Source organism: Nonomuraea sp. NPDC049625, assembly GCF_040675285.1.
Taxonomy (GTDB): Bacteria; Actinomycetota; Actinomycetes; order Streptosporangiales; family Streptosporangiaceae; genus Nonomuraea; species Nonomuraea angiospora_A.
In genome coordinates this window covers 553,787-579,480 of sequence record NZ_JBFAOQ010000003.1, presented here as the reverse complement: position 1 = coordinate 579,480, position 25,694 = coordinate 553,787, and the positions used below count along the sequence as shown (strand labels likewise).

The 25,694-nt window shown below is 69.0% G+C and carries 26 protein-coding genes and 1 pseudogene; 17 read left to right on the top strand and 10 right to left on the bottom strand.

What is annotated here, in order from left to right; translation table 11 throughout:
- The first annotated feature begins 240 nt into the window (after positions 1 to 240).
- From AB0J87_RS16200 to AB0J87_RS16180, 5 genes are all read left to right on the top strand, one after another.
- Entirely contained in the window at positions 241 to 1,998 is a 1,758-nt protein-coding gene (locus tag AB0J87_RS16200; RefSeq protein WP_363965901.1) for an ABC transporter substrate-binding protein, read from the top strand.
- 64 nt (positions 1,999 to 2,062) lie between these two features.
- Positions 2,063 to 3,058 carry an ABC transporter permease gene (locus tag AB0J87_RS16195; protein ID WP_363965899.1) on the top strand — a complete coding sequence of 332 codons (996 nt, stop codon included), beginning with the start codon at positions 2,063 to 2,065 and terminating at the stop codon, positions 3,056 to 3,058.
- The gene (locus AB0J87_RS16190; RefSeq protein ID WP_185077827.1) at positions 3,055 to 3,939 is read left to right on the top strand and encodes an ABC transporter permease; all 885 of its coding nucleotides are present in this window, start codon (positions 3,055 to 3,057) and stop codon (positions 3,937 to 3,939) included. Before AB0J87_RS16195 ends, AB0J87_RS16190 begins: the two co-directional genes overlap by 4 nt.
- Positions 3,936 to 4,877: an ABC transporter ATP-binding protein gene (locus AB0J87_RS16185; RefSeq protein ID WP_350722825.1), complete on the top strand. Its 942-nt coding sequence runs from the start codon at positions 3,936 to 3,938 to the stop codon at positions 4,875 to 4,877. The genes AB0J87_RS16190 and AB0J87_RS16185 overlap by 4 nt, the downstream gene beginning before the upstream one ends.
- Complete coding sequence (locus AB0J87_RS16180) at positions 4,877 to 5,752, top strand: ATP-binding cassette domain-containing protein (RefSeq protein WP_363965897.1); 876 nt, start codon at positions 4,877 to 4,879, stop codon at positions 5,750 to 5,752. The genes AB0J87_RS16185 and AB0J87_RS16180 overlap by 1 nt, the downstream gene beginning before the upstream one ends.
- 18 nt (positions 5,753 to 5,770) lie before the next feature.
- Here the strand turns inward: AB0J87_RS16180 and AB0J87_RS16175 are convergent, their stop codons facing one another.
- The 3 genes from AB0J87_RS16175 to AB0J87_RS16165 form a co-directional block, all read right to left on the bottom strand.
- Positions 5,771 to 6,451 carry a DUF6879 family protein gene (locus tag AB0J87_RS16175; protein WP_363965895.1) on the bottom strand — a complete coding sequence of 227 codons (681 nt, stop codon included), beginning with the start codon at positions 6,449 to 6,451 and terminating at the stop codon, positions 5,771 to 5,773.
- Positions 6,452 to 6,538: 87 nt separating this feature from the next.
- Positions 6,539 to 7,093: a DUF1707 domain-containing protein gene (locus AB0J87_RS16170; RefSeq protein WP_363965893.1), complete on the bottom strand. Its 555-nt coding sequence runs from the start codon at positions 7,091 to 7,093 to the stop codon at positions 6,539 to 6,541.
- 32 nt (positions 7,094 to 7,125) lie between these two features.
- A complete protein-coding gene (locus AB0J87_RS16165; protein WP_363965891.1) occupies positions 7,126 to 7,857 on the bottom strand; it encodes a PadR family transcriptional regulator in 732 nt (243 codons plus the stop codon).
- Between the two features lie 429 nt (positions 7,858 to 8,286).
- On the opposite strand from AB0J87_RS16165, the gene AB0J87_RS16160 reads away from it, so the two are divergent.
- Together AB0J87_RS16160 and acnA are read left to right on the top strand one after the other, a co-directional pair.
- Positions 8,287 to 9,015, top strand: coding sequence for a metal-dependent hydrolase (locus tag AB0J87_RS16160; RefSeq protein ID WP_355194437.1), 729 nt, complete (start codon positions 8,287 to 8,289; stop codon positions 9,013 to 9,015).
- A gap of 147 nt (positions 9,016 to 9,162) precedes the next feature.
- Complete coding sequence (acnA, locus tag AB0J87_RS16155; RefSeq protein WP_363965889.1) at positions 9,163 to 11,892, top strand: aconitate hydratase AcnA; 2,730 nt, start codon at positions 9,163 to 9,165, stop codon at positions 11,890 to 11,892.
- A 164-nt stretch (positions 11,893 to 12,056) separates the two neighbouring features.
- Here acnA and AB0J87_RS16150 read toward each other — a convergent pair whose 3' ends face one another.
- Positions 12,057 to 12,857: an ABC transporter permease gene (locus AB0J87_RS16150; protein ID WP_363965887.1), complete on the bottom strand. Its 801-nt coding sequence runs from the start codon at positions 12,855 to 12,857 to the stop codon at positions 12,057 to 12,059.
- Between the two features lie 15 nt (positions 12,858 to 12,872).
- On the bottom strand, positions 12,873 to 13,790 hold the full coding sequence (locus tag AB0J87_RS16145) for an ATP-binding cassette domain-containing protein (RefSeq protein ID WP_363965885.1): 918 nt from the start codon (positions 13,788 to 13,790) through the stop codon (positions 12,873 to 12,875).
- Positions 13,791 to 13,860: 70 nt separating this feature from the next.
- Here AB0J87_RS16145 and AB0J87_RS16140 point away from each other — a divergent pair, with 70 nt between their 5' ends.
- Entirely contained in the window at positions 13,861 to 14,541 is a 681-nt protein-coding gene (locus AB0J87_RS16140) for a TetR/AcrR family transcriptional regulator C-terminal domain-containing protein (protein ID WP_363965883.1), read from the top strand.
- Here AB0J87_RS16140 and AB0J87_RS16135 read toward each other — a convergent pair.
- Complete coding sequence (locus tag AB0J87_RS16135) at positions 14,478 to 15,242, bottom strand: neutral zinc metallopeptidase (protein ID WP_363965881.1); 765 nt, start codon at positions 15,240 to 15,242, stop codon at positions 14,478 to 14,480. The genes AB0J87_RS16140 and AB0J87_RS16135 overlap by 64 nt on opposite strands.
- A 95-nt stretch (positions 15,243 to 15,337) precedes the next feature.
- Here AB0J87_RS16135 and AB0J87_RS16130 point away from each other — a divergent pair, with 95 nt between their 5' ends.
- From AB0J87_RS16130 to AB0J87_RS16120, 3 genes and pseudogenes are all read left to right on the top strand, one after another.
- On the top strand, positions 15,338 to 16,072 hold the full coding sequence (locus AB0J87_RS16130) for a TSUP family transporter (RefSeq protein WP_363965879.1): 735 nt from the start codon (positions 15,338 to 15,340) through the stop codon (positions 16,070 to 16,072).
- 145 nt (positions 16,073 to 16,217) lie between these two features.
- A pseudogene (locus AB0J87_RS16125) lies at positions 16,218 to 16,346 on the top strand (TetR/AcrR family transcriptional regulator); the annotation flags it as partial.
- Between the two features lie 59 nt (positions 16,347 to 16,405).
- The gene (locus AB0J87_RS16120) at positions 16,406 to 16,573 is read left to right on the top strand and encodes a hypothetical protein (RefSeq protein ID WP_363966633.1); all 168 of its coding nucleotides are present in this window, start codon (positions 16,406 to 16,408) and stop codon (positions 16,571 to 16,573) included.
- Between the two features lie 23 nt (positions 16,574 to 16,596).
- Here the strand turns inward: AB0J87_RS16120 and AB0J87_RS16115 are convergent, their stop codons facing one another.
- Positions 16,597 to 17,301 carry a TetR/AcrR family transcriptional regulator gene (locus AB0J87_RS16115; RefSeq protein WP_363965877.1) on the bottom strand — a complete coding sequence of 235 codons (705 nt, stop codon included), beginning with the start codon at positions 17,299 to 17,301 and terminating at the stop codon, positions 16,597 to 16,599.
- A 102-nt stretch (positions 17,302 to 17,403) separates the two neighbouring features.
- Between AB0J87_RS16115 and AB0J87_RS16110 the strand changes: the two genes are divergently transcribed.
- From AB0J87_RS16110 to AB0J87_RS16085, 6 genes are all read left to right on the top strand, one after another.
- Entirely contained in the window at positions 17,404 to 18,138 is a 735-nt protein-coding gene (locus tag AB0J87_RS16110; RefSeq protein WP_363965875.1) for an SDR family oxidoreductase, read from the top strand.
- 71 nt (positions 18,139 to 18,209) lie between these two features.
- Positions 18,210 to 18,416, top strand: a complete 207-nt coding sequence (locus tag AB0J87_RS16105; RefSeq protein WP_350722797.1) for a 4-oxalocrotonate tautomerase family protein — start codon at positions 18,210 to 18,212, stop codon at positions 18,414 to 18,416.
- 210 nt (positions 18,417 to 18,626) lie between these two features.
- Positions 18,627 to 19,748 carry a substrate-binding domain-containing protein gene (locus AB0J87_RS16100; protein WP_363965873.1) on the top strand — a complete coding sequence of 374 codons (1,122 nt, stop codon included), beginning with the start codon at positions 18,627 to 18,629 and terminating at the stop codon, positions 19,746 to 19,748.
- 50 nt (positions 19,749 to 19,798) lie between these two features.
- Positions 19,799 to 20,563, top strand: coding sequence for an ATP-binding cassette domain-containing protein (locus AB0J87_RS16095; RefSeq protein WP_350722794.1), 765 nt, complete (start codon positions 19,799 to 19,801; stop codon positions 20,561 to 20,563).
- Complete coding sequence (locus tag AB0J87_RS16090; protein ID WP_363965870.1) at positions 20,560 to 21,822, top strand: ABC transporter permease; 1,263 nt, start codon at positions 20,560 to 20,562, stop codon at positions 21,820 to 21,822. Before AB0J87_RS16095 ends, AB0J87_RS16090 begins: the two co-directional genes overlap by 4 nt.
- A 35-nt stretch (positions 21,823 to 21,857) precedes the next feature.
- Positions 21,858 to 23,063: an ROK family transcriptional regulator gene (locus AB0J87_RS16085; RefSeq protein WP_350722790.1), complete on the top strand. Its 1,206-nt coding sequence runs from the start codon at positions 21,858 to 21,860 to the stop codon at positions 23,061 to 23,063.
- A 7-nt stretch (positions 23,064 to 23,070) separates the two neighbouring features.
- On the opposite strand, the gene AB0J87_RS16080 is transcribed toward AB0J87_RS16085, so the two are convergent.
- The 3 genes from AB0J87_RS16080 to AB0J87_RS16070 form a co-directional block, all read right to left on the bottom strand.
- Positions 23,071 to 23,826, bottom strand: a complete 756-nt coding sequence (locus tag AB0J87_RS16080) for a neutral zinc metallopeptidase (RefSeq protein ID WP_350722789.1) — start codon at positions 23,824 to 23,826, stop codon at positions 23,071 to 23,073.
- Between the two features lie 22 nt (positions 23,827 to 23,848).
- Positions 23,849 to 24,625, bottom strand: coding sequence for a neutral zinc metallopeptidase (locus AB0J87_RS16075; RefSeq protein WP_363965868.1), 777 nt, complete (start codon positions 24,623 to 24,625; stop codon positions 23,849 to 23,851).
- Positions 24,626 to 24,704: 79 nt separating this feature from the next.
- Positions 24,705 to 25,595 carry a neutral zinc metallopeptidase gene (locus AB0J87_RS16070; protein WP_363965866.1) on the bottom strand — a complete coding sequence of 297 codons (891 nt, stop codon included), beginning with the start codon at positions 25,593 to 25,595 and terminating at the stop codon, positions 24,705 to 24,707.
- Positions 25,596 to 25,694 lie beyond the last annotated feature (99 nt).

The window sequence follows — 25,694 nt, the reverse complement described above, 5'->3', positions numbered from 1 at the left end:
GGCACGGACATCGTGAACTTACGTTCGCGGTACTTATCCGGTTCAGCAGGCCCTCACGGCCTGTGACTACTCCTCAGTGAATCGCTCACCGGTCTCCAGGGCGGGGGCGCGTTCTGCGTCCTTGCTGGGAGCGCTCCCAGGTGGGAGCTCCCGCCGCCCGTTCGAGAGCAAGCCGGCCCATCGGGGGTCGATGGAAGACGTGCGAACCTTCGCGCCCCGCGCGGAGGAAGGAGAGAAGCGATGCGAAACCGGGCTCGGATCATGATTCCGCTCGTGGCGGCGGGCCTGCTCGCCGCGGCCTGCACCGGCGGCGGAGCCACGCCGACCCCACCGGCCTCCCAGCCGCAGAGCCAGGGCGCGGTGGCGAGCGCCAACCCCGACTCGCTGCCGCGCAACGAGACCCTCTACACGACCGGCACCCAGTGGGGGCCGCCCGTCAACTTCAACCCCATCAGGGAATGGGACCACGCCACGGGCACCAAGGGCCTGGTGTACGAGACGCTGTTCCACTATGACGCGACCGCCGGCAAGCTGACCCCCTGGCTGGCCGAGAGCGGCTCGTGGGCCGACGACAAGACGTACCAGGTCAAGCTCCGCCAGGGCGTCAAGTGGGCCGACGGCCAGCCTCTGACGGCCAAGGACGTGGCGTACTCCTTCGAGCTCGGCAAGATGGAGACGATCCCGTACCACAACCTGTGGACCTGGCTGAAGAGCGTCGAGGCGGTCGACGACCAGACGGTGAAGTTCAGCTTCTCCACGGCCAACTACCAGCAGTGGGACTTCAACCTGTACAGCCGGTCGATCGTCCCCGAGCACATCTGGAAGGGCCGCTCGGAGAAGGACGTGCTCGACGGGATCAACGAGAACCCGGTGGGCACGGGCGCATACACGTTCATGGCCAAGGACCAGGACCGCGTCGTGCTGCAGCGGCGCGACGACTGGTGGGGCAAGACCGCGCTGAACATGGAGCCCAAGCCCCGCTACATCGTCGACATCGCCACCCCGAGCAACGAGGTCGCGATGGGCCTGCTGCTGCAGAAGGGCATGGACCTGAGCAACAACTTCCTGCCCGGCGTGGCCAACCTGGTCAAGGGCAATTTCGGCCTGACGACCTACTACAGCGAGCCGCCGTACATGTTGTCGGCCAACACCGCGTGGCTGGTGCCCAACACCACCAAGAAGCCGATGGACGACCCCGCCTTCCGCAAGGCGCTCGCCGCCTCGATCGACGTCAAGAAGATCGTCGAAGGCGTGTACGGCAACCTCGTCAAGGCCGCCAGCCCGACCGGCCTGCTGCCGCAGTGGGAGCAGTACGTCGACCAGAACGTGGTGGCCGAATCCGGGTTCGCCTTCGACGCGGCCAAGGCGAAGAAGGCGCTGGCCGACGCCGGTTACAAGGACACCGACGGCGACGGGTACGTCGAGAACAAGGACGGCTCCAAGATCAGCCTGGCCATCATCGTGCCGTCCGGCTGGACGGACTGGATGGAGTCGGCCAGGTCCATCGCCGCCAGCGCCAAGACCGCCGGGATCCAGATCACCCCGGACTTCCCCGACTTCAACGCCCTGGTGGAGAAGCGTGCCAAGGGCGACTTCGACCTGCTGATCAACAACGAGCGGCAGCTGTCCAACTCGCCGTACACCTACTACGAGTACCTCTTCCAGCTCCCGATCCAGAAACAGCAGAACACCGTCAACTTCGCCCGCTACGAGAACAAGCGGGCCTGGGACCTGACCAAGCAGCTCGACCAGGTCAAGACCGACGACGTCGAGGGCATGAAGAAGATCATCTCCCAGCTCCAGCAGATCCACCTGGACGACCTGCCGGTGATCCCGCTCTGGTACAACGGCCTCTGGGCGCAGTCGAGCAACCAGGTCTGGAAGAACTGGCCGGCCGCGGCGGGCAGCACGCCCAAGACCCCGGCCGTGATGTGGCACAACTGGCTCGAACTGGGTGGTTTCGAGACCCTCACGCAGCTCCAGCCCTCCGGCTCCTGACCCCATCGTCCCCCGCTCCCGCAGGAGCGGGGGACTTTCACGGCTCTCACGGAGAAAGCATCACGTGCGTCGATATTTCGGCAGAAAACTGCTCATATACGGGCTGACCTTCTTCGTCGCTGTCACCGTCAACTGGCTGATCCCGCGTTTCATGCCCGGCGACCCGGTGGCGAGCATGGTGGCCAGGGCCAACGTCACCCAGCCCGCCGCCGCGGAGGCGATGCGGGTCTACTACAGCAACCTCTTCGGCTTCGACCAGCCGCTGATCACGCAGTACCTCAACTTCTGGGCCGCGCTGTTCAGGGGCGACTTCGGGATCAGCATCTGGCTGTTCCCTTCCCCCGTCAGCTCCGTGATCATGAGCGCGGTGCCGTACACGCTGGCGCTGATCGTCCCGTCGGTGCTGCTGAGCTGGGTGGTGGGCAACTGGTTCGGCGCGTACGCGGCCCGGCGCAAGCTGCTCGACAACACCGTGCTCCCGGTCGGGTACGTCCTGACCGCGATGCCGTACATGTGGCTGGCCGTGCTCCTGGCCTGGGCGCTCGGCGTGATCGCCGGACTGTTCCCGGTGGCCGGCGGCTACAGCTTCTCGATGCGGCCCAACTGGTCGTGGGCGTTCCTGCTCGACCTGCTGCACCACTGGACACTGCCGTTCCTGTCGCTGTTCCTGGTGGCGCTGGGCGGCTGGGCCATCGGCATGCGCAACATGATCATCTATGAGCTGGAGTCCGACTACTCCAACTACCTGGCCGCGCTCGGCGCGCCGGCCAGGCTCATCCGCAGGTACGCCTTCCGCAACGCCGTCCTGCCCCAGATCACCGGCCTGGCCCTGCAACTCGGCGTGATCGTGGCCGGAGCCCTGGTCACCGAGATCGTCTTCGCCTACCCGGGCCTGGGCAGCCTGATCCTCAACGCCATCAAGAACAAGGACTTCTTCCTGCTCCAGGGCACGTTCCTGTTCATCGTGCTCGGCGTGCTGATCGCCAACTTCATCATCGACATCGTCTACGTCGTGGTCGATCCGCGTACCAGGGCGGGAATGGCGGGTGCGCGGGCATGACGGCACTCCAGGAAGTCGCCCCGCGCGAGCGCGCCGGGGTCCGGCGCGAGGCGCTCTACTTCGCGGTGCGCAACGGCAAGCTGATGTTCGGCTTCGGCCTCGTGCTGGCGCTGCTCCTGCTCGGCCTGATCGGGCCGGTGCTGACCGGCGGCACGCCCAACGAGTACGGCCCCCAGCCCATGAGCCCGCCCTCGGCCGGGCACTGGCTCGGCACCACCACGTTCGGCCAGGACATCTTCCTGCAGTTCGTGCACGGCCTGCGCAGCACCTTCGCCGTAGGCGTGGTCGGCGGCGGCATCGCGGCGGCCATCGGCATGCTCGTCGGGTTCGTGGCCGGCTACCGCGGCGGCATCGTCGACGAGGTGCTCAACATGCTGACCAACGTCATCCTCGTCATCCCGACCCTGGCCGTGCTGCTGATCATCAACGCGTACCTGGGGATCAGGAGCGTGGCCGTGCAGGGCCTGTTCATCGGCCTGACGCAGTGGCCGTGGGCGGCGCGGGCGATCAGGGCGCAGACGTTCTCGCTGCGTACGAGGGAGTTCGTGGACCTGGCCAGGATGAGCGGCGCGAGCACCTGGAAGATCATCACCAGGGAGATCGCGCCGAACATGAGCTCCTACCTGTTCATGACGTTCATCCTGCTGTTCGGCGGCTCGATCCTCATCGCCTCCTCGCTCGACTTCATCGGCCTCGGCCCGACCGAGGGGGTCTCGCTCGGCCTGATGCTGCAGAACGCCAACCAGTGGAGCGCGCTCCAGCTCGGCATGTGGTGGTGGTTCGTGCCGCCGGGCGCGGCCATCACCGCCATCGTGGGTGCCCTGTACGTGGCCAACGTCGGCCTCGACGAGGTCTTCAACCCGAAACTGAGGGAGACATGAGCCTGCAGGTCAGCGAGCTGAGGGTGCACTACCGCACGCTCAGGGGCGAGGTCCGCGCCCTCGACGGCATGTCCTTCGAGCTGTCGGACGGCGAGATCCTCGGCCTGGTCGGCGAGTCCGGCTGCGGCAAGAGCACGCTGGGCAAGAGCCTCATCCGCATGGACGGCCGCATGCGCCACGTCGGCGGCCGGGTCGTGCTCGACGGCCGGGAGCTGCCCATCGCCGACGACCGCGGGATGAACGACTTCCGCTTCAAGGAGGTCTCCCTCATCCCGCAGTACGCCATGAGCGCGCTCAACCCCACCCGCAAGATCCGCAGGATGGTCGGCGAGCTGCTCCGGTCGAGGGGCGCGGAGGTGGACGCGGCCGAGCTGGAACGCCGGATGGACCAGGTCGGCCTGCCCCGCGAGGTGCTCGACCGCTACCCGATCGAGCTGTCCGGCGGCATGAAGCAGCGCATGGTGATGGTCATCTCGACGCTGCTCGACCCGTCCCTGCTGATCGCCGACGAGGTCACCTCCGCGCTCGACGTCTCCACCCAGAAGGCCGTCGCCCGCGCGCTGCTCGGCTTCCGCGAGAGCGGCTACGTCAAGAGCATGATCTTCGTCACCCACGACATCGCGCTCACCCACCACATCGCCGACACGATCATGGTCATGTACGCGGGCAAGCTGGCCGAGAAGGCGCCCGCCGACGTGATCGTCAAGGCACCCCGCCACCCGTACACGAAGCTGCTCCTCGACTCCCTGCCCGAGGTCGGGGTCCGCTACGCCGACCGCAGGCTGGAGGGCATCGCCGGCAGCCCGCCGTCGCTGCTGGACCCGCCCGCCGGCTGCCGCTTCCGCGACCGCTGCCCGATCGCGGGGGACGAGTGCGCCGAGGAACCGCCCGTGGTCGAGCTCGCCTCCGACCATCACGTCGCCTGCTGGAAGGCCTGATGCTGAAACTCGACGACGTCACCAAGGAATTCAGGATCGGCGCGTTCGGCGGCAAGAGCGTCGCGGCCGTACGGAACGTGAGCTTCGAGGTCGTGCCCGGCGAGGTCGTCTCCCTCATCGGGGAGAGCGGCAGCGGCAAGAGCACGATCGGCCGGATGATCCTCGGCCTGAACCCGGTCACCAGCGGCACGATCACCTTCGACGGGCGGCCCGTGCGCGGCGGCAAGGCGTACTACCGCCACATCCAGGGCATCTTCCAGGACCCGTTCAGCTCGTTCAACCCGGTGTTCAAGGCCGACCGGGTGTTCGACCTGGTCAAGGAGGCGTACCACCCGTCCGTCCCGGCGGCCGAGTGGGCCGGACGGGTCGCGGCGTGCCTGCGCGACGTGCGGCTCAACCCCGACCAGGTGCTCGGCAAGTATCCGCACCAGCTCAGCGGCGGCCAGCTCCAGCGCCTGCTCATCGCCCGCGCGCTGCTGCTCGACATCAAGCTGCTGGTGGCCGACGAGATCACCAGCATGCTGGACGCCTCCACCCGCATCGACGTGCTCAACCTGCTCGCCGAGCTGAAGACCCGGGGCCTCGGCGTGCTCTACATCACGCACGACCTCTCGCTCGGCAACTACCTCGCCGAGCGCACGGTGGTGCTGCGCCAGGGGAGCGTGGTCGAGATGGGGCTGACGGACAAGGTCTTCGGCGATCCGCTGCACCCGTACACCCGCGAGCTGCTGTCCGCCGTGCCGCGCCTGCACCAGGCCTGGGACGACGCCACGCCCGTGGAAACCTGCCTCTACCACGAGCGCGGCGGCACGGGAGCGCTGCTGGAGGCCGAACCCGGCCACCTCGTGGCGTGCGCCCGGTTCCCGGCCTGCTGAGGAATGTGAAGGGGGCGCTCAGACCCGGAACTCCTCGGTACGGTGCGCGTAGGCGGGCAGCGCGGCCCGCATCTCGTCGGTGACCTGCGGCGGCGGCAGCGGCACGATCTCCCGCTCGTGGAAGTCGAGCACGTTCTCCCCCTCGGCGAACAGCTCCTGGACCGTCCGCAGGCACGGCCCCACGACGGCGGGATCGGTGATCCGCCGCCCGCCCATGCACCCGCCGTACCGGTCGTACAGCACTTCGTACATCAGGGACGGAGAGAAGATCACCAGCTCCGGCATCGGGTCGAGCCCCGCCACCCGCTCGGCCGGCACCACCCGGCACGGGGAGCCGGCCCTGGCGCGTAAGGCCAGGATGTGCATCTCCCACTGCAGGTACGAGGTGATCGGGAACTCGACGACCCGCACCCGCTTGACCGGGACGCGGTGCCGGAAATAGTCGGCCACGGTCGCCGCCATGTGCGCGGTCAGGGCCAGCGAACGCTCCCAGTCGCCGTCCATCATGGCCCGCCAGCTCGCCACGTCCGGCTCGTAGAAGTGCTGGGCGCGCTCCAGCTTCCACATCGGCTCGGGGCAGATCGCGTGGTCGCGGTCGAAACCGGTTTGGTACTCCGGCACGTCCAGGGCGAGGCCGTCGGCCGGGGCGACGGCGGCGAACGGGTTCGTGCGGCGGGCCGGAGCGCCCTGCTGGGTCATGCGGCGTCCCTTCGACTCTGAAGATCCGCCCTGATCATGAAATGAGCCCCTGACAGGGTCAAGGCCCAAAACGATCCGGGCGGACCGTCAGCGCCGGTAGTGGAAGCGCCGGTGGATGAGGCTGAACACCATGGCTCCCAGCCACACCACGAAGAGCACCTTGAAGATCCCGAAGCCGCCGAAGATCAGCCCCAGCAGCAGGAACACGAACAGCACGCCCATGAACGGATGCGGCCCGCGATGGCGCCGCCACGGGTGGTTGCCGCCCTGCTCGCGCCACTGACGGCGCATATCCCGGCGGGCCTGGTGCATGGAGTGGCGCATGTCATGGTGGGCCTGGTGCATGGACTGCATCTGCCGGCGGTGCGCCGACATCGCCTCCCGCCAGCCGTCCATGTCATGGTGGGGGTCATGGTGGGGGTCGTAGTGGGGTGCGGGCTCGCGGTAGCCGGGCGCGGGCTGCGGCCCCGGTAGGTCGGCCGTCACCTTTGCCAGGTCACGGGCCGTCTTCGAGGCCAGCGTCTGGTCGAGTCGCTCGTCGAGCTCCTCGTGGGTCAGGCGGCCCTGCGCGAAGTGCTCGCGCAGGACGGCCATCGTCTGCTCACGCTCGGCGTCGCCGATGCGAAGGTCGTGCGAGTCCATACCTGATCCCGAATCCTTCCGGAAGCTCGCGCTCACTCCTCGCCCGGTTCGTCGTCCGCCAGGATCTGGTAGAGCTTGCGCCGGGTCTCTATAAGAGTCTTACGCGCTTCTCGGATTTGTGCGTCGTTCCCGGTCTGCAAAACCTGCATCATGGCGAAGGCCGACTGCCGGGCGATGTGCCAGAGATCGGCGGTGTTGTCGTCGATGTCGGGGCGCATCTCGTCCCACGGGGCCCGGACCTCGTCCGCGTGCGACTCGATGTAGTTGCGCCCCGCCTCGGTGAGGCGGAAGGTCTTGCGGCCCTCGCTCTCCTCCGAGATCACCAGGCCCTCGTCGGTGAGCTGCTGCAGCGCCGGGTAGACGGCGCCGGGGCTGGGCTTCCAGCCGCCCTCGCTGCGCTCGGCGATCTCCTGGATGATCTGGTAGCCGTTGCGCGGCTCCTCCGAGAGCAGGGCCAGGATCGCGGCGCGGACGTCGCCCCGCTTGGCCTTGCGGCCCCGGCCGCCCCAGCCCCGCTGGCCGCCCCACGGCCCGCCGGGGCCGCCCCAGGGGCCGCGCCCCCAGTCGAACGGGAACGGCCCGCCGGGGCCGCCACGCCTGCCGCGCTGGCGGTGCTCGTGATGGTGGCGGCGGCCACCCATGTCGTCGAAGGCCTCGGAAACGGCCCTGAACGCCTCGCGGGCGGCCTGCTTGGCCTCACGGGCCGCCTGCCGGTACTCGTGCGCGCCGGGCCAGTGCCCGCCTGCTGCCTGTGCGGAATCCATTTCTCCCCCTATATCGTGATCTGTTCTCGATGCGTCAACGATATATCGATAGTGTGTCGTTAGCAAGGCCGGTGCGGGAGTGAGCCAGATCACGAAAAAGTTGCGGAATCCGGGAACAGGATTGAGGAAAGGCTCGTTATCTACAGCAGACGAGGTCGTTCCGCGTCGGCAGGGCTGGGGGGTGCTGTCGCCGCGGAGACGGCCTCGTCTGCGTTTGCGGGGACTTTTCGGGACCGCGCGCCCGCTCCTTCCCGCTCGCGTGCGCGGGGGAGCGGGTCGGCGAGCCGGCCGGCCGCGAAGACCGTGCGTGACCACGTATCCCCATATTTTCGCCAAGTAACGCGTCGCGGATCGGCCCCAGGCCATCGTGAAGGCCCCGCCAGGCGGGTCTCGGCGCGTAAAGGACTTCTTTGCCGTACAGTCCGGATCATGATGGGGCACACGCACGCGATGACCGGGGCCATCGCCTGGCTGGGGCTGGCGCCGCCCCTCGCCGCACTTCCGTTGCTGAACGAGTCGTCCCGGTTCGTCGAGACGGGAATCATGGCCACCGCGCTCAGCCCGGCGGAGCTGATCGCCGGTGCCCTCATCTGCGCGGGCGCCGCGATGCTGCCCGACCTCGACCATCCGAGCGCGACGATCGCGCAGACGTTCGGGCCGGTCACGTGGGCGCTCAGCAAGGCCGTGTGCTGGATCAGCGGCGGCCACCGCGGCGCGACCCACTCGCTGGTGTTCGCGGCGGCGCTCGGATTCGGGGCCCACTGGCTGGCCAACACCTATCCCATCGGGCGCGACATCATGGTCGTGCTGCTCATCGGCCTGGCCCTGCGGGCGATCGGCGTCGGGATCCCCGGCAACAAGGCGGGTTCCGCGATGATCAACATCGGGCTGACCGCCGGGCTTTACGCCGTCTTCCTCTCGCTCGGCGTGGGCTACGCCTGGCTGGGGCTCGCGGTGGCGATCGGGTGCCTCATCCATGTCGTCGGCGACTGCATGACCGAACGGGGCTGTCCGGTGCTGTGGCCGCTGGGGGCCAAGTTCGTGCTGCCGTGGAAGATCGGCATCAAGACCGGCAAGACGTTCGAGCAGAAGATCCTCGCGCCGATCCTGTCGGTGGCCATCGTCGGCCTGCTGTTCTGGCGGCTGGCACCCGGTTAACTTGATGTCGAGATAACCTAGGGATATCTTGACGTCGAGACATCCGCCGCGGAGCTCGCCAGTTAGGGTCACCTAACGTGCTGGTCGTGCGAAGAGTGCGGCAGGATTTGGTCTGAGGAAAAAGTCTGATGGAGGAGGCGAATCACCGTGTCCGCGAACAGCTTCGGCAGCCGTGACACGCTACGCGTCGGCGACGCGTCGTACGAGATTTTCCGGCTGGATGCCGTCGAGGGCGCCGCACGCCTCCCGTACAGCCTGAAGATCCTGCTGGAAAACCTCCTCCGCACCGAGGACGGCGCGAACATCACCGCCGACCACATCCGGGCGCTGGGTGGCTGGGACCCGAAGGCGGCGCCGAGCGTGGAGATCCAGTTCACGCCCGCGCGCGTCATCATGCAGGACTTCACCGGCGTCCCCTGCGTGGTCGACCTGGCCACCATGCGCGAGGCCGTGCGTGACCTCGGCGGCGACGCGGCCCGCATCAACCCGCTCGCGCCGGCCGAGATGGTCATCGACCACTCGGTCATCGTCGACTTCTTCGGCCACCCCGACGCCTTCCAGCGCAACGTCGAGCGCGAGTACGAGCGCAACCGCGAGCGCTACCAGTTCCTGCGCTGGGGCCAGACGGCCTTCGACGAGTTCAAGGTCGTCCCGCCCGGCACCGGCATCGTCCACCAGGTCAACATCGAGCACCTGGCCCGCGTGGTGATGATCCGCGACGGCAAGGCGTACCCCGACACCTGCGTCGGCACCGACTCCCACACCACCATGGAGAACGGCATCGGCGTCCTGGGCTGGGGCGTCGGCGGCATCGAGGCCGAGGCCGCGATGCTCGGCCAGCCGATCTCCATGCTCATCCCGCGCGTGGTCGGCTTCAAGCTCAACGGCAAGCTGCCCGCCGGGGCCACCGCCACCGACCTGGTGCTCACGATCACCGAGATCCTGCGCAAGCATGGCGTCGTCGGCAAGTTCGTGGAGTTCTACGGCGAGGGCGTCTCGTCCGTGCCGCTGGCCGACCGGGCCACGATCGGCAACATGAGCCCCGAGTTCGGCTCCACCTGCGCGATCTTCCCGATCGACGGCCAGACCGTCGACTACCTGCGCCTGACCGGCCGCTCCGAGGAGCAGATCGCGCTCGTCGAGGCGTACGCCAAGACCCAGGGCCTCTGGCTCGACCCGTCCGCGCCCGAGCCGGTCTTCTCCGAGTACATCGAGCTCGACCTCGGCACCGTCGTGCCGTCCATCGCCGGTCCCAAGCGCCCGCAGGACCGCATCGCGCTGTCGGCCGCCAAGGCCACCTGGCGCCACGACGTCCAGAACTACGTCGAGGACGGCGTCGACGAGGCGGGCCAGGAGACCTTCCCGGCCTCCGACGCGCCCGCCTCCAACGCCCGCGCCAACGGCGGCCGGCCGCACAAGCCGGTGGCGGTCACGCTGGCCGACGGCACCTCGTTCGAGATCGACCACGGCATCGTCTCGATCGCCGCGATCACCTCGTGCACCAACACCTCCAACCCGTACGTCATGCTCGGCGCGGCGCTGCTGGCCCGCAACGCCGTCGAGAAGGGCCTGACCCGCAAGCCGTGGGTCAAGACCTCGCTGGCCCCCGGCTCGCAGGTCGTCACCGGCTACTTCGAGCGCTCGGGGCTCCAGCCGTACCTCGACAAGATCGGCTTCAACCTCGTCGGCTACGGCTGCACCACCTGCATCGGAAACTCGGGCCCGCTGCCGCCCGAGATCTCCGAGGCCGTGCAGGCCAACGACCTCGCGGTCACGGCCGTGCTGTCGGGCAACCGCAACTTCGAGGGCCGCATCAACCCCGACGTCAAGATGAACTACCTGGCCTCGCCGCCGCTCGTGGTGGCGTACGCGCTGGCCGGGACCATGGACGTCGACCTCGACACCGAGCCGCTGGGCCTGGGCAACGACGGCAAGCCCGTCTACCTGAGGGACATCTGGCCGTCGCCGGAGGAGATCTCCGCGGTGGTCAACTCCTCCATCGGCCGTGACATGTTCGAGCGCGACTACGCCGACGTGTTCAAGGGCGACGACCACTGGCGCTCGCTGCCGATCCCGACCGGCGACACGTTCGAGTGGGACCCGTCCTCGACCTACGTGCGCAAGGCCCCCTACTTCGACGGCATGCCGTCGAAGCCGGAGCCCGTCACCGACATCGCCGGCGCCCGCGTGCTGGTCAAGGTCGGCGACTCGGTCACCACCGACCACATCTCGCCGGCCGGCTCCATCAAGACCGGCACCCCGGCCGCGCAATATCTGCAGGCCAACGGGGTCGAGGTGAAGGACTTCAACTCCTACGGCTCGCGGCGCGGCAACCACGAGGTGATGATCCGGGGCACGTTCGCCAACATCCGCCTGCGCAACCAGATCGCGCCGGGCACCGAGGGCGGCTACACCCGCGACTTCACCCAGCCCGACGGGCCGGTGTCGTTCATCTACGACGCCTCGGTCAACTACGCCGCGGCCGAGACGCCGCTGGTGGTGCTGGCGGGCAAGGAGTACGGCTCCGGCTCCTCGCGCGACTGGGCGGCCAAGGGCACGGCCCTGCTGGGCGTGCGCGCGGTCATCGCCGAGTCGTACGAGCGCATCCACCGCTCCAACCTGATCGGCATGGGCGTGCTCCCGCTGCAGTTCCCCGAGGGCGCCACGGCGGAGTCGCTCGGGCTGACCGGCGAGGAGACCTTCGACATCACGGGTGTCGAGGAGCTCAACTCCGGCGGCATCCCGAGCACGGTCCACGTCAAGGCCGGCGAGGTCGAGTTCGACGCTGTGGTGCGCATCGACACGCCGGGCGAGGCCGACTACTACCGGCACGGCGGGATCATGCAGTACGTTCTTCGCTCGTTGCTCGCGAAGTGACTTCCCGGGCTCGCGCGCGGTCATGAGCCGCGCGGGGGCCGGGATCCCTTGGCCGCTCGTTGAAGCCGGGGGTGGGGCGTGATCCTCACGCGCCCGTATCGGGGGAACCACCCGACACAAAGAAGAGCCGCCCGGCGGGACAACCCCCGCCGGGCGGCTCTTCGTCATCGGGACATCGTCCGGTAGCGGTGGACGGACAGCGGCAGGAACACCGCGAGGATCGCCAGCGACCAGATCAGGCTCGCGGCCACCGGGTGCTGCAGCGGCCAGGCCGAGGAGACCGAGGTGGGGTTGCCGAACAGGCCGCGGGTGGCGGCCGCGACGGCGCTCATGGGGTTCCAGTCGGTGACGGGCTTGAGCCAGGCCGGCAGCCCCTCGGTGGGGACGAACGTGTTGGCCAGGAACGTCATCGGCATCAGCCAGCCGAACGTGGCCGCGTCCGCCTGCCCGCCGCTCTTGACCCACAGGCCGATGTACGTGCCCATCCAGATCATCGCGAACCCGAACAGCGCCAGCAGCCCGAACGCCCCCGCCGTCGCCCCCAGGCTCCCGTGCGCCCGCCACCCGGCCAGTAGCACTCCGGTCAGCACCATGGCGGACAGCGACAGCAGGTGCAGCGACAGGGCGGCCACGCTCCGCCCGACCAGCACGGCGCTGCGGGCGATGGGCTGGGCGCGGAACCTGTCGGTGATCCCGCGGGCCATGTCCTCGGCCACGGTGGTGGCGGCAGAGGTGGCCGTCATGGCCATGACCTGCATGAAGATGCCGGGCATGAGGTAGTCGCGGTAGTCGCCGCCGTTGGGCAGGGTGATCGCGCTGCCGAAGACGTAGCCGAACAGCACGGTCATGATCACGGGAAACACCAGGAACCCCGCGATCTCGCCCGGCTGGGCCTTCAGCCGCGAATAGGTGCGGCCTGCGATGGTGAGGGAGTCGTTCAGGGTCCAGCGCAGCGTCTCGTACATCTCTCCGGCTCCTTCTCAGGCCGTCAGGTGGAGGAAGACCTCGTCGAGGGTCGGCCGCCGCAGCGCCAGGTCCTCCACAGGGATGCCGGCCGCGTCCAGCGCGCCGGCGATGCGGACGAGCGACTGCGCGCCGTCGGCCGCGGGGACGGTCACCTGCCGCCCCTCGGCGCTCTCGATCTCCGGGGATCCGGCGCCGCGCAGCAGCCGCAGCCCCGCGTCCACGTCCCCCGGCTCCCGGAAGACGATCTGGACCCGGTCGCCGCCGATCTGCCTCTTCAGCTCGGCCGGTGACCCCGCCGCGGCCACCACGCCCTCCCTCAGCACCACGATCTGGTCCGCGAGCCGGTCGGCCTCGTCCAGGTACTGCGTGGTCAGCAGCAGGGTCGTGCCCTCCTTCACCAGGTCGAGCATCAGCTCCCAGAGCTGCATCCGGCTGCGCGGGTCGAGCCCGGTGGTCGGCTCGTCCATGAACAGCACCGGAGGCGACACGATCAGGCTCGCCGCCAGGTCGAGCCGGCGCCGCATGCCCCCCGAATACTCCTTGACCGGCCGCTGTCCCGCCTCGGCCAGCTCGAACCGCTCCAGCAGCTCGACCGCCCTGCGCCGCGCCACGGCCCTGCTCAGGTGGTAGAGCCGCCCGAACAGCTCCAGGTTGCGCCGCCCGGTCAGCAGCTCGTCGACGGCCGCGTGCTGCCCGGCCAGGCCGATGCGGAAGCGCAGAGGAGCCGCGTCGCGCACGACGTCCAGCCCGGCGACCTCGGCGTGGCCCGCGTCGGGACGCAGGAGCGTGGCGAGGATGCGTACGGCGGTGGTCTTGCCCGCCCCGTTCGGCCCCAGCAGGCCGCAGACGGTGCCGGCCGGGACGTCCAGGTCGATGCCCTTGAGCGCTTCCGTGGCCGCGTACCGCTTCCGTAAGCCTTCCGCGTGGATCATGAAGATCCCCCTTAACAGTGTTAAATCTAACAGCGTTAAGGATGCATTGAACGTTGTTAAGCTGTCAACCGTGGCACTCGAAAAAAGCACCATCGTCGCGACCGCGCTACGGCTCCTGGACGAGGTCGGGCTCGACGGGCTGACGCTGCGCCGGCTCGCGGGCGAGCTGGGCGTGCAGGCCCCGGCCCTCTACTGGCACTTCAAGAACAAGCAGGAACTGCTGGACGCGATGGCGGCGGCGATGATGTCCGCGCACACGTCCCGCCCCACGCTGACGGAGCCGGGCAAGTGGCGGGAGTGGGTCGCCGGCTACGCGCGCGCCGACCGCGCGATGCTCAACTCCTACCGCGACGGGGCCAAGCTGGTGGCGGGCACGCGGCCGTCGTCGGAGCTGTTCGCCGTGGTGGAGCGGGCGCTGGCGGGGCTGGAGGCGGCGGGGTTCGGCCCCGGGGACGCGGCGCGGGGGCTGTTCACGGTGAGCGGGTACGTGGCCGGCTTCGTGCTGGAGGAGCAGGCCGACCGGACGCGTACGGACGAGGAGCGCGGCATGCCGGACATGGAGGAGTTCCAGGCGGCCTATCCGCGGCTCATGGCGGGCCTGGCGGAGGTGGGCGACCCGCAGGGCGACCTGTCGTTCGAGGGCGGGCTGCAGCTGATCCTCGACGGGATGGGGCTGCGCCTGAAGGCTCAGGACACCTTGGCGGCGGGCGCGGACCAGGTGTCGCAGGCGGAGGGGGAGACGGCGCGGTAGCCGCGCTGGAGCCAGTAGACGCGGGTGGCGCCCTTGCCGTGGCTGCGGTAGCCGTCCTCGTCGCCGCCGGCCCGGGTGGCGTCGAGCAGCGCCGCCCAGTCGTCCTTGCCGCGCCGCAGCGACCCCCACACGCTGCCGAGGAACACCCCGGACAGGCAGTCGGCCTGCAGCTCGAAACGCCGCTTCAGCTCGCCCTGGCGGTCGGCGGGGATCTTCGCCTTGTACTGCCGCCAGACGCCGAGCCGGCTCTGCAGGTGGTGCCCGTACTCGTGGGCGGCCACCTTGAACGGGTAGAGATCGGTCCTGTCCTCGATCCACCGGCCGGTGAGGGGGAACACCAGCGTGCCGCGCTCCATGCAGTAGAAGGCCGCCGCCTGCTCGGGCCACGGCACCCCGCACACGGTGGTCTCGGGCTCCTCGTAGTAGCGCACGACGGGCTTGCCGAACGACCATCCGGCCCGCCCGAAGTAAGCACCCCACGACGCGTCCAGACATTTCACGACTGCTGCGAGGTACTCCCGGGCCCGCGGGATCCCCCCGTGCGTGATCGCCGTCTCGGGACAGGCGGTGTCACGCAGCTTCCCGGCCTTCTTGGCGAACGGGCTGGTGACGGGGGCGGCGTGGGCGATCTGAGCGGGCACGCAGACGGCCGCGAGGACCGCGGCGAGGGCGAGGACGCGCGTGAGCGGGAGGGACTGCACGGAGGGCAGCTTAACGATCGGCGGGAGCGTCTCGAGCTCGGTCACTCCCGCAGGGGGAAACGGCGACAGAGGGTGAAGGTGATTGACTCTCGCCCATGACTGATGCGGCATTGGTGCTGATTGTTGGCGGTTTGGCGGTCTTCGTTGGGGCGATTGTCCAAGGTGGTGTGGGTTTCGGTCTCGGACTGGTCGCCGCTCCCGTGCTCACCATGCTCGACCCCGACCTCATGCCCGGCGCCATCCAGGTCGTCAACGTGACGCTCCCGCTGTTCACGCTGGCCGCCGAATGGCGGACGGTGGACTGGCGCGGGCTCGGGTTCGCGGTGCTGGGGAGGCTGCCCGGGAGTGTCATCGGCGCGGTCATCGTGGTCTACGTCTCCGCATACGCCAGAGGCGTCTTCGTCGCGGTCATGGTGCTCGTCGCGGTGGCCCTGACGGCCAGAGCGCTGAGCGTGCCGCGCAACGGGGTGACGCTCGCCTCCGCCGGGTTCGTCTCCGGGATCACCGGAACGGCGACCGGCATCGGCGGGCCGCCCATGGGGCTGGTGTACCAGCACGCCAAGGGGCCGCATCTCAGGGCGACGCTGGCGATGTTCTTCTTCCTGAGCGCCGCCCAGTCGCTGGTCATCCTCGCCGTCGTGGACGAGCTCCCGGCCCGGGCGCTGACGACGGGGGCGATCCTGATCGTGCCGATGGTGCTCGGCTTCCTGGTGTCGGGGCCGCTGCGGAGGTATCTCGACGGCGGCAAGGTGCGGGTGGCCGTGCTCGTGGTGGCCGCCGCCTCCGCCTTGGCGCTGCTCGCGCAGAACGTGATCGCGCAGCTCGCCTGAGACCGTGAGGCTGTGGGCGGTGGATGGCGGACGTAACGGGACGCTGCTCGACGCGGCGATCGCCGAGGCGCTCGAGACCCACGCCGCCTGGCTGGAGCAGCTGCTCGCCGACGTCGGCGACCCGGCTGTGGTCTTCGCGACGTCGATGCGACTCACCGGCCGGCTCGTCCGCACCCGCCCCCGGCCGGCGCAGGTGATGCTGAACAGCAGGGGAGCGCTGCTGGAAGCGCCGTACGGCCATGCGGTGCACGCCCGCAACGACATCGAGGCGGCCATCTCCGCCGGCCGCTTCGTCATCGACGACGTCGGGGTTGCGCTCGCCTGCACCGCGGGATGCCCACGATGCACCTCTGCTTCACCGACCCGAAGGCCTCGGTCGACGACGTCGCCGCCCAGACCGTGCTCAACGTCCTGCGGATGTTCGGCATGGCCGAATCGGAGGCCCGCCGCATCGTGGCACTGCCGCTCCCGGCCGACGAGCCTCCGCCCGAATCGATCTGAGCGACGGGACGTACCGGCGCAACTCATGGGTCATGAGGTTGCGTGATGCGTTCGAGCCATCGCCGCAGGAGGGCGGTCTCGGCCGGTTCGAGGGCCTCGGTCCCGACGAGATCGAGTTGCGCGTGAAGGCGTAGTGCGGCGGCGCGCACGGGGTCGGCGTCGTTGTGAGCGGTCGTTGCGGTGAGTACGTACGAAAATACGGCGTCTCGCATGCGGTGGGACAGTGCGGGGTCGTCGAACAGAGCCGGTCTGGAGATGTGGTCGAGGGCGGTCCCGACGTTCGCGGACAGGATGAGCTGAGCGGCGGTCCGCGGCGCGACCGTCAACGCGCCCGCCGCCGCGCACCGGGTGAGCGCCGCCACCAGCAGGTCCATCACGCGATCTCGCGCCGTTGAGTGGGACCACGGCCGGGGAGCGAACATGAGCTGGTAGAGGGCCGGGTTCTCCTTCGCGAACGCCATGTGACCGTCCCAGCCGGCGTGCAGATCGGCGACCGGGTCGTGCGTCCGCTCCTGAGCGGCCTTGATCGCGGCGTACCGCTCGTACCCGTGGTCGGCGACGGCGTCTAGAAGCCCGTGCTTGTCACCGAACAACCGGTAGAGCACGGGCTGGCTCACGCCGACCGCCTCGCAGACCGCGCGCGTGGCGATCTCGTGGTTCGCGGACGTCGCCAGTTGCCGCACCGCGGCTTCGATCATCGCCGTGCGAAGCGGGTCTGTCGCTGCCATGGAATCAATGATACTGCCATTCGATAGCGATGATACGGATCTGTGCTATGGTCACTTTGTAGCAGCGATATGGAAAAGCCGTATCGAAGATAAGGAGCTTCCGTGAGTGATCAGCATGTTGCCGTCGTCGCCGGCGGCTCTCGCGGGATAGGCAAGGCGATCGCGATGGCGCTGGCGGCGCGAGGCTGCCCGGTCGCGGTGGGGTTCCAAGGGTCGGCCTCGGCCGCGGCGCAGGTGGTCGAGAAGATCACGGCGTCCGGCGGCCGGGCGATCCCGGTTCAGGCCGACGTGGCGGACGAGCACGCCGTCGCGGCGATGTTCGACACGGTGGAGAAGGCCTTCGGCGGGGTCGACGTGGTCGTCAACTCGGCGGGGCGGCTGTCGCTGTCCCCCATCGCCGAGCTCGACCTCGACGACCTGGACGCCCTGCACCGCACCAACATCCGCGGCGCCTTCGTCATGGCGCGGGAGGCCGCGCGTCGCGTGCGCGCCGGTGGCGCGATCGTCACCCTTTCCACCTCCGTGGTCGGTCTGCAGTTCCCGCACTACGGGGCGTACGCCGCCAGCAAGGGGGCCGTCGAGGCGATGACGCTCGTGCTCGCCCGCGAGCTGCGAGGGCGGGACGTCACGGTCAACGCGGTCGCGCCCGGCCCGACCGCCACCGAACTGTTCCTCGACGGCAAGGACGAGGCCACCGTCGAACGGCTCGCCAAGCAGCCGCCGCTGGAGCGGCTCGGCACCCCCGAGGACATCGCCGAGGTCGTCGCCTTCCTGGCGAGCCCGGCGGGGCACTGGGTCAACGGGCAGGTCGTACGCGCGAACGGCGGGATCATCTGACGACCGCCGCCCACCGCCTCCGTACCGAGTTCTACCAACCCTCTGAATCCCCGATGTGGAAGGAAGCCGGCATGCCGTTCGCCAACCTCAAGGTGCCCGCCGACACCCTGACCCCCGAGTCCAAGAAGAAGCTCATCGACGCCGTCACCGACGCCTACGCCGACGTCTACGGAGAACGAGCCCGCGCCACCACCCTGGTCCTCCTGGAGGAGGTTCCGGACGGCGGCTGGGGCCTGGGCGGCAATATCCTCACCGCTGAAATGCTCGGCCGAAGCTGACCCGTCCGGGGCCGGATCGACGGGATCGTCCCGCCCGGCACCGCGCTCGGTCACAGGACCGGAGCCCCCGAAGATTCCGGTGACGTTTCTGGATTGTTACCCGAAACAACAAACTCCCGGCCCACAGGGTCTTCCAAAGCAGGCCATCCCGGAATACGTTGCCGCAAACAACATTCATCCGGGCGCCTCCGGAAGAAAGGACCCTGCACCATGCGCAAGGGGATCCTCAGCCTGACCGCCGCGGCAGCCACGCTCGCCCTCGGTCTCACCGCCTGCGGGGGCAACAGCGGTCAGAACACGACGTCGACCTCGTCGACCGCGTCGGCCACGGCCTCAGCGGCGAAGGCCGGGAAGATCGGCGTCATCCTGCCGGACAGCAAGTCCTCGGCCCGGTGGGAGACGGCGGACCGCAAATACCTCGAAGAGGCGTTCAAGGCCGCCGGTGTCCAGTACGACATCCAGAACGCACAGAACGACAAGACGGCATTCCAGACCATCGCCGACCAGATGATCACCAACGGCGCCACCGTCCTGATGATCGTGAACCTGGACAGCGGCAGCGGCAAGGCGGTCATCGACAAGGCCAAGTCCCAGGGCGTGGCCACGATCGACTACGACCGGCTGACGCTCGGCGGCGGCGCCGCCTACTACGTCAGCTTCGACAACACCAAGGTCGGCACCCTGCAGGGCGAGGGCCTGAGCAAGTGCCTGACCGACAAGAAGGCCAGTAAGCCCATCGTGGCCTACCTGAACGGCTCGCCGACGGACAACAACGCCACCCTGTTCAAGCAGGGGTACGACGGGGTGCTCAAGCCCAAGTTCGACTCTGGCGACTACGTCAAGGGCCCCGACCAGGCCGTGCCCGACTGGGACAACACCCAGGCCGGCACGATCTTCGAGCAGATGCTCACCCAGCAGCCGAAGATCGCCGGCGTGCTGGCCGCCAACGACGGCCTCGGCAACGCCGCCATCACCGTGCTGAAGAAGCAGAACCTCAACGGCAAGGTGCCGGTCACCGGCCAGGACGCCACCGTCCAGGGCCTGCAGAACATCCTCGCGGGTGACCAGTGCATGACCGTCTACAAGGCCGTCAAGAAGGAGGCCGACGCGGCGGCCAAGCTCGCGGTGGCGCTGGCCAAGGGTGAGAAGCCCACGGCGAGCGGCAGCGTCAAGGACCCCGAGAGCGGTCAGGACGTCCCCTCCGAACTGCTCGAGCCGCAGGCCATCTACCTCGACAACGTCAAGGACGTGGTGGCCGACGGTTACGTGACCAAGGAGGAACTGTGCACGGGTGACTTCGCCAAGAAGTGCACCGAGGCAGGTATTCAATAAGACCAAAGGGGGCGCGGCCGGACCGGTCGTGCCCCCTTTTAGGGAGCCCCATGACCCCCCTCCTTGAAGTGCGCGGGATCGACAAGAGCTTCGGCCCGGTGAAGGTGCTGCACAAGGTCGAGTTCGAGGCGTACGCCGGCGAGGTGACGGCCCTGGTCGGAGACAACGGCGCGGGCAAGTCGACCCTGGTCAAGTGCATCGGCGGCATCTATCCGATCGATGCCGGCGAGATCCTTTTCGACGGCAGGCAGGTGCACGTCCACAGCCCTCGCGACGCGGGCGAGCTCGGGATCGAGATCGTGTACCAGGACCTGGCCCTGTGCGACAACCTCGACATCGTCCAGAACATGTTCCTCGGCAGGGAGCGCAAGAACGGGCTCCTGCTCGACGAGGACAGCATGGAGGAACTGGCCGAGAAGACCCTCAGCGGCCTGTCCGTACGCACGGTGAAGTCCATCCGGCAGCAGGTCTCCAGCCTGTCCGGCGGGCAGCGGCAGACCGTGGCCATCGCCAAGGCCGTGCTGTGGAACAGCAAGGTCGTCATCCTCGACGAGCCGACCGCGGCGCTGGGCGTGGCCCAGACCGCGCAGGTGCTGGAACTGGTGCGCAGGCTGGCCGACACCGGCCTGGCCGTCGTGCTCATCTCGCACAACATGAACGACGTCTTCGCCGTCTCCGACCGGATCGCGGCGCTCTACCTCGGCAGGATGGCCGCCCAGGTCAAGACCGCCGACTTGACGCACGCCCAGGTCGTCGAACTGATCACCTCAGGCCGCAGCGGGGAACTCGGCCTCAAGAACGGGGTCACCCCATGAGCAAGGTCAAAGAACTCCCGGGCGAGGCCATCGTCGCCGCGACGCAGTCGCCGTCGATCGGCAACAGCTTCCTCGCCTACGTCGAGCGGGTACGCGGCGGCGACATGGGCGCGCTGCCCGCCGTGCTGGGGCTGGTCGTGCTCTGCACGGTCTTCGCCGTCGCCCGGCCCGCCTTCGTCACCTCGATCAACTTCGCCAACCTCTTCACCCAGGGCGCCGCGATCACGCTGATCGCGATGGGCCTGGTGTTCGTGCTGCTGCTCGGCGAGATCGACCTGTCCGCCGGCTTCGCCAGCGGCGTGTGCGCGGCGGTGCTGGCCGTCACGCTCACCAGCCTGGGCCTGCCCTGGTACGTGTGCGCGCTGGCCGCCATCGTCACCGGCGTGATCATCGGCACGGTGCTCGGCACGCTCGTCGCCAAGGTCGGGATCCCGTCGTTCGTGGTCACGCTGGCCGCCTTCCTCGCCTTCCAGGGCCTGGTCCTGGTGCTGGTCCAGGAGGGCACGAACATCTCCATCCGCGACAGCATGATCGTCGCCATCGCCAACAAGAACCTGCCGCCCTGGCTGGGCTGGGTGCTCTACGCGGCCAGCGTGGCGGTCTACGCCGCCGTCCAGCTCCTGCGGGCCAGGAAGCGCACCAAGCGCGGGCTGGTGGCCGACCCGATGTCGCTGATCGCCGCCCGCGTGGGCGCGCTGGCGGTGCTGGCCGGGCTCGCGGTCTACGTGCTCAACCTGGAGCGCAGCCGCAACCCGGCGCTGGTCTCGCTCACCGGCGTGCCGATCGTGGTGCCGATCATCCTGGTGCTGCTGGTCGCGTGGACGATGGTGCTGCGCCGTACCGCGTTCGGACGCCACATCTACGCGGTCGGCGGCAACACCGAGGCCGCGCGCCGGGCCGGCATCCCGGTCGACCGGATCAGGATCAGCGCGTTCGTGATCTGCTCCTCGATGGCCGCGATCGGCGGGATCGTGGCCGCGTCCAGGGCCAGCTCGGTCGACCCGAACACGGGCGGCAGCTCCGTCCTGCTGTACGCGGTCGGCGCGGCGGTCATCGGCGGCACGAGCCTGTTCGGCGGCAAGGGCAGGGTGCTGGACGCCGTGCTCGGCGGCGCCGTGGTGGCGGTCATCGAGAACGGCATGGGTCTGATGGGGTACGGGGCCAGTGTGAAGTACCTGGTCACGGGGTCCGTCCTGCTGCTCGCCGCGGGCGTCGACGCCCTGGCCCGCAAACGGGCGTCGGCCGCTGGTCTAAGGTGATCAGCGACTCTCAGCCCCCGAAGGAATACCAGACGATGCGTGCCGGCCCTTCCCAAGAGGACATCAGGCGCCACAATCTCGGCGCGCTGCTTCGCCATGTCCATCTGGGCGGGCCGATCTCGCGCGCCGAGCTGACCTCGAGGATGGGGCTCAACCGCAGCACGATCATGGCGCTGACCTCGGACCTCACCGCGGCCGGGCTGGTGCGCGAGGAGCTGCCCCGCGAGACGGGCCGCGCGGGACGGCCCTCGCTCGTGGTGCGGCCGGAGTCGGCCCGGGTCTACGTGTTCGCGTTCGACGTGGGCCCCGACCGGCTGGCGGTGGCCCGCGTGGGGCTGGGCGGGGTGATCCTCGACCGCCGTGAGACGACCCGCGAGCGCGGCAAGTTCGAGCTGGACGAGCTGACCGGGGTGCTGTCCGGCTTCGCCCGGCAGATGCGGCGCAAGACCAGGGACGACACCGTCTGCGTGGGCGCGGCGGCGGCCGTGTCCGGCGGCGTGCGCAAGGCCGACGGCGTGGTGCGGTTCTCGCCCAACCTGCTGGCCGAGGAGATCCCGTTCGGCGAGGAGCTGGGCCGCCGGCTCGGCCTCGGGCTGCCGGTCAGCGTGGGCAACGACGCCAACCTGGCCGCCCTCGCCGAGCACAGCCGGGGCGTCGGCGCCGCCGTCAGGGACCTCATCTACCTGCACGGCGACGTGGGCATCGGCGGCGGCATCATCGCGGGCGGCCATCTGCTCGGCGGCCACGACGGCTACGGCGGCGAGGTCGGCCACATGGTCGTCAACCCCGGCGGGCGCGCCTGCGGCTGCGGGTCCCACGGGTGCCTGGAGGCGGAGGTGGGGGAGCGGGCGCTGCTGGAGGCCGCGGGCCGCATCGGCCCCGGGCAGCACGGACGCGACGCGGTGCGCGCCGTGGTGGAGGCCGCCGACCGGGGCGACATCGAGGCGCAGGACGCGCTCAAGAAGGTCGGCGACTGGCTCGGCCTCGGCGTGGCCAACCTGGTCAACATCTTCAACCCCGAGATGGTCATCTTCGGGGGCATCCTCCGGGAGATCTACCTGGGGTCCGCCGCGCGGGTGCGTTCCCAGCTCGCGCTGCACGCGATGGCGCCGCAGCGGGAGCGGCTGCGGCTGCGCACGGCGTCGCTCAAGGACGCCGCCCCGCTGGTGGGCGCGGCCGAGCTGGCCTTCGCCAACGTCCTCGCCGACCCCCTGGAGGTCCTCGCCCGCGCCACCGCCTAGACCCCCGTCAGCCGACCTTCGACTTGGCGGCCGTCCAGGTGTTGCAGAAGCCCGTGGCCCCGCCGCGGTAGCCGCGCTCCTGCCAGAAGGCGAGGTTGCGGGGCTTGCCGTGGATCTCGCTCTCGTCGGCCCTGCGCACCGCGTCGATCCAGTCGTCCCACTCGATCCCCGGCCTGATCGACTTCAGCGTGGCGCTGTACAGGACGCCGGCGAAGCATTCGGCCTGCATCTCCAGCCGGTGGCTCAGCAGGGTCCGCGCGCTGCCGGACGCCTGCCAGGACAGCGCGTTCTGCGCGTCCAGCACCCCGATGAGCTGCTGCACGTGGTGTCCCCACTCGTGGGCGACGGAGTGCGCGATGTTCATCCTGAAGGGGTCGCGCAGGTCGTGCTTCATGATGCGGATGGCGATCGTGCGCTGCTCGGGGCAGTACTGCGCGCCGTTGCTGGTGATCTCCCCGCAGACGGAGTCGCTCCCCGTCGTGATCGTGACCTCGGGCGGCGCGTACGGCAGCCGGGCCTGCGCGAACCGCCCGGCCCAGAAGCGGTCGGCGCATCCGGCCATCGCCCGGTAGAACGTCTTGAGCGAGGCGACGCTGCCCGGACGGATCTCCGGGACCTCGCAGGTCTGCGCGACCACGTCCCCGCCCATCTCTCCCAGAAGGCCGGCCTGCGCGATACGCGACGCCGCCCAGGCCGGCCCAGAAAAATGCCCGGAGAACAGCAGTAGACCCGCGACCATGCCCGCTAAGAGGGATATGCGCACGATCGCGGATCTTAGAGGAGTTTTACGACACTTGGGACTTCGGAGCCTTCCAGGTGTTGCAGCCCCCGGCCGACTCGGTGTCGAAGCCGCGCTTGAGCCAGGCGCCGGTGTTCTTGGCGTTGCCGTGCGTCTTCTCGCCCCAGTTGTCGACCTTCACGCCGAGGGCGGACAGGTCGAGGCCGGTGCCCCCGTTCCTGACCCAGTAGGTGAAGTCGGACTCCTGGCGGCCCAGCGAGTGCCAGACGCTGCCGGTGAAGACGCCGGACAGGCACTCCGCCTGCAGTTCGAGCCGCCGGCTCTCGTCGAGCACTCGGGCCTCGTTCTTGCGGTTGTACGGCGTCAGAGCCTTGAACATGCCCGTCGTCTGCTGGATGTGGTGGCCGTATTCATGGGCCAGGACCAGCATCAGCATCAGGTCGTTCTGCTCCTCGACCAGGTTGGAGCTGGCGAAATAGGTGATCTTCTTGTTGGTCGAGCAGTAGAGCGCCTGCACGCCGCCCTCGGGGAACTTGCCGCACCCGGTCTGTGCGCCGGGCTTGGTGATCACCTGCATGGTGGGCTTGGTGAATGTGAAGCCGGCCTTCTTGACCTTCGGCTCCCAGGCGGCGTTGAGGCAGTCGAGCACGACCTCCAGGTAGCCCTTGACCTCATCCAGGGTGCCGGACTGCACCTTCGGCTCCGGGCACGAGTCGAAGCCGAGCTTGCCCGTCTTGTAGATCGGGCTTTTCGCCAGTACAGGCTTGTATGCCGGCGCAGCGGTGGCCGCGTGGGCCGTTCCGGCGAAGAGCAGGCTCGCCATGGTGCCTGCCATAAGCGCCAATCGGGTGATACGCATGAGAAGGCACCCTATTGAATAGGGAGTTCCAGGTAAAGGAAGATTAAAGCGTGTTGCGGGCCGTGGCGGACCAGGTGTTGCACGCGCCCGGACCGCCGCGGTTGAAGCCCCGCGTCATCCAGGCCGCCTGCGTCGGGCCCTTGCCGTGGTCGTTCTGGGGCCAGCCCTTGGCGCCGTTCTTCCTGAACCAGTCGACCGTGTACGCCCAGTCGGCGTCGGTGACCAGTTCAGTTCCCTTCATCGTGCTCATGAACACCGACGAGAAGCACTCCGCCTGCAGTTCCGAATTGCGCGAGAGTTGCAGCCGCTTCGCCTTGCCCGCGACATTCCTGGCGGTCCAGTAGTAGTTCCAGATGCCGGAGATCTGCTGGACGTGGTGCCCGTACTCGTGGGCGATCAGGCGGGTGATGCCCAGCGGGAACGGGTTGCGCAGCTGGTCCCTGCTGATCATCAGGTACATCGTGCGGTCCGTGGAGCAGTAGACGCCGTCCGCGCCGGTGTTCCAGGTGCCGCAGGGGGTCCTGACCTTGGTGGTGATGATGCGCAGCCGCGGCTTGGCGAAGGGCAGCCCGGCCTTGCGGAACTGCGCGGCCCACGCCTTGTTGAGGCAGTTGGTCACGCGGGTCAGGAAGCGCCGGTACGCGGTCATGCTCCCGGCCGGCAGGTCGCCGGGCGCGCAGTTGACGTCGGCCAGGCGCCCGGTCCGGTACAGCGGGTTCGCCATCGCCAGCGCCCGGCCGATCGAGGGCCCCTTCTTCGACTCGCTGGAGCCCTTGGCCGGCGGGGAGGAGAGCTGCTGGGCCGCCCCGTTCAGCGACTCCGACGAGGGGGTGGCCACGCCGGCCAGCACGAGCACCAAACCGGCCGCTGCCAGGGCAAGCGCCACCATGGCGACCGCCAGCGCCGCGAGTTTGCTTTTGGGGGCAGAGTTCATATGCTCCGAAAAACTATCCCAAGATCAGACATATGTGGGTGGATTTGACTCGATGGAGTCAGTGAGGCGGGAGCGAACTAGACTCGGGTCAACGGCGCA

Coding starts and splice junctions, on each gene's coding strand:
- AB0J87_RS16200 (WP_363965901.1), top strand. CDS start 241: ATGCGAAACCGGGCTCGGATCATGATTCCGCTCGTGGCGGCGGGCCTG.
- AB0J87_RS16190 (WP_185077827.1), top strand. CDS start 3,055: ATGACGGCACTCCAGGAAGTCGCCCCGCGCGAGCGCGCCGGGGTCCGG.
- AB0J87_RS16185 (WP_350722825.1), top strand. CDS start 3,936: ATGAGCCTGCAGGTCAGCGAGCTGAGGGTGCACTACCGCACGCTCAGG.
- AB0J87_RS16180 (WP_363965897.1), top strand. CDS start 4,877: ATGCTGAAACTCGACGACGTCACCAAGGAATTCAGGATCGGCGCGTTC.
- AB0J87_RS16175 (WP_363965895.1), bottom strand. CDS start 6,451: ATGACCCAGCAGGGCGCTCCGGCCCGCCGCACGAACCCGTTCGCCGCC.
- AB0J87_RS16170 (WP_363965893.1), bottom strand. CDS start 7,093: ATGGACTCGCACGACCTTCGCATCGGCGACGCCGAGCGTGAGCAGACG.
- AB0J87_RS16165 (WP_363965891.1), bottom strand. CDS start 7,857: ATGGATTCCGCACAGGCAGCAGGCGGGCACTGGCCCGGCGCGCACGAG.
- AB0J87_RS16160 (WP_355194437.1), top strand. CDS start 8,287: ATGATGGGGCACACGCACGCGATGACCGGGGCCATCGCCTGGCTGGGG.
- AB0J87_RS16150 (WP_363965887.1), bottom strand. CDS start 12,857: ATGTACGAGACGCTGCGCTGGACCCTGAACGACTCCCTCACCATCGCA.
- AB0J87_RS16145 (WP_363965885.1), bottom strand. CDS start 13,790: ATGATCCACGCGGAAGGCTTACGGAAGCGGTACGCGGCCACGGAAGCG.
- AB0J87_RS16130 (WP_363965879.1), top strand. CDS start 15,338: ATGACTGATGCGGCATTGGTGCTGATTGTTGGCGGTTTGGCGGTCTTC.
- AB0J87_RS16120 (WP_363966633.1), top strand. CDS start 16,406: ATGCCCACGATGCACCTCTGCTTCACCGACCCGAAGGCCTCGGTCGAC.
- AB0J87_RS16115 (WP_363965877.1), bottom strand. CDS start 17,301: ATGGCAGCGACAGACCCGCTTCGCACGGCGATGATCGAAGCCGCGGTG.
- AB0J87_RS16105 (WP_350722797.1), top strand. CDS start 18,210: ATGCCGTTCGCCAACCTCAAGGTGCCCGCCGACACCCTGACCCCCGAG.
- AB0J87_RS16100 (WP_363965873.1), top strand. CDS start 18,627: ATGCGCAAGGGGATCCTCAGCCTGACCGCCGCGGCAGCCACGCTCGCC.
- AB0J87_RS16095 (WP_350722794.1), top strand. CDS start 19,799: ATGACCCCCCTCCTTGAAGTGCGCGGGATCGACAAGAGCTTCGGCCCG.
- AB0J87_RS16090 (WP_363965870.1), top strand. CDS start 20,560: ATGAGCAAGGTCAAAGAACTCCCGGGCGAGGCCATCGTCGCCGCGACG.
- AB0J87_RS16085 (WP_350722790.1), top strand. CDS start 21,858: ATGCGTGCCGGCCCTTCCCAAGAGGACATCAGGCGCCACAATCTCGGC.
- AB0J87_RS16075 (WP_363965868.1), bottom strand. CDS start 24,625: ATGGCGAGCCTGCTCTTCGCCGGAACGGCCCACGCGGCCACCGCTGCG.
- AB0J87_RS16070 (WP_363965866.1), bottom strand. CDS start 25,595: ATGAACTCTGCCCCCAAAAGCAAACTCGCGGCGCTGGCGGTCGCCATG.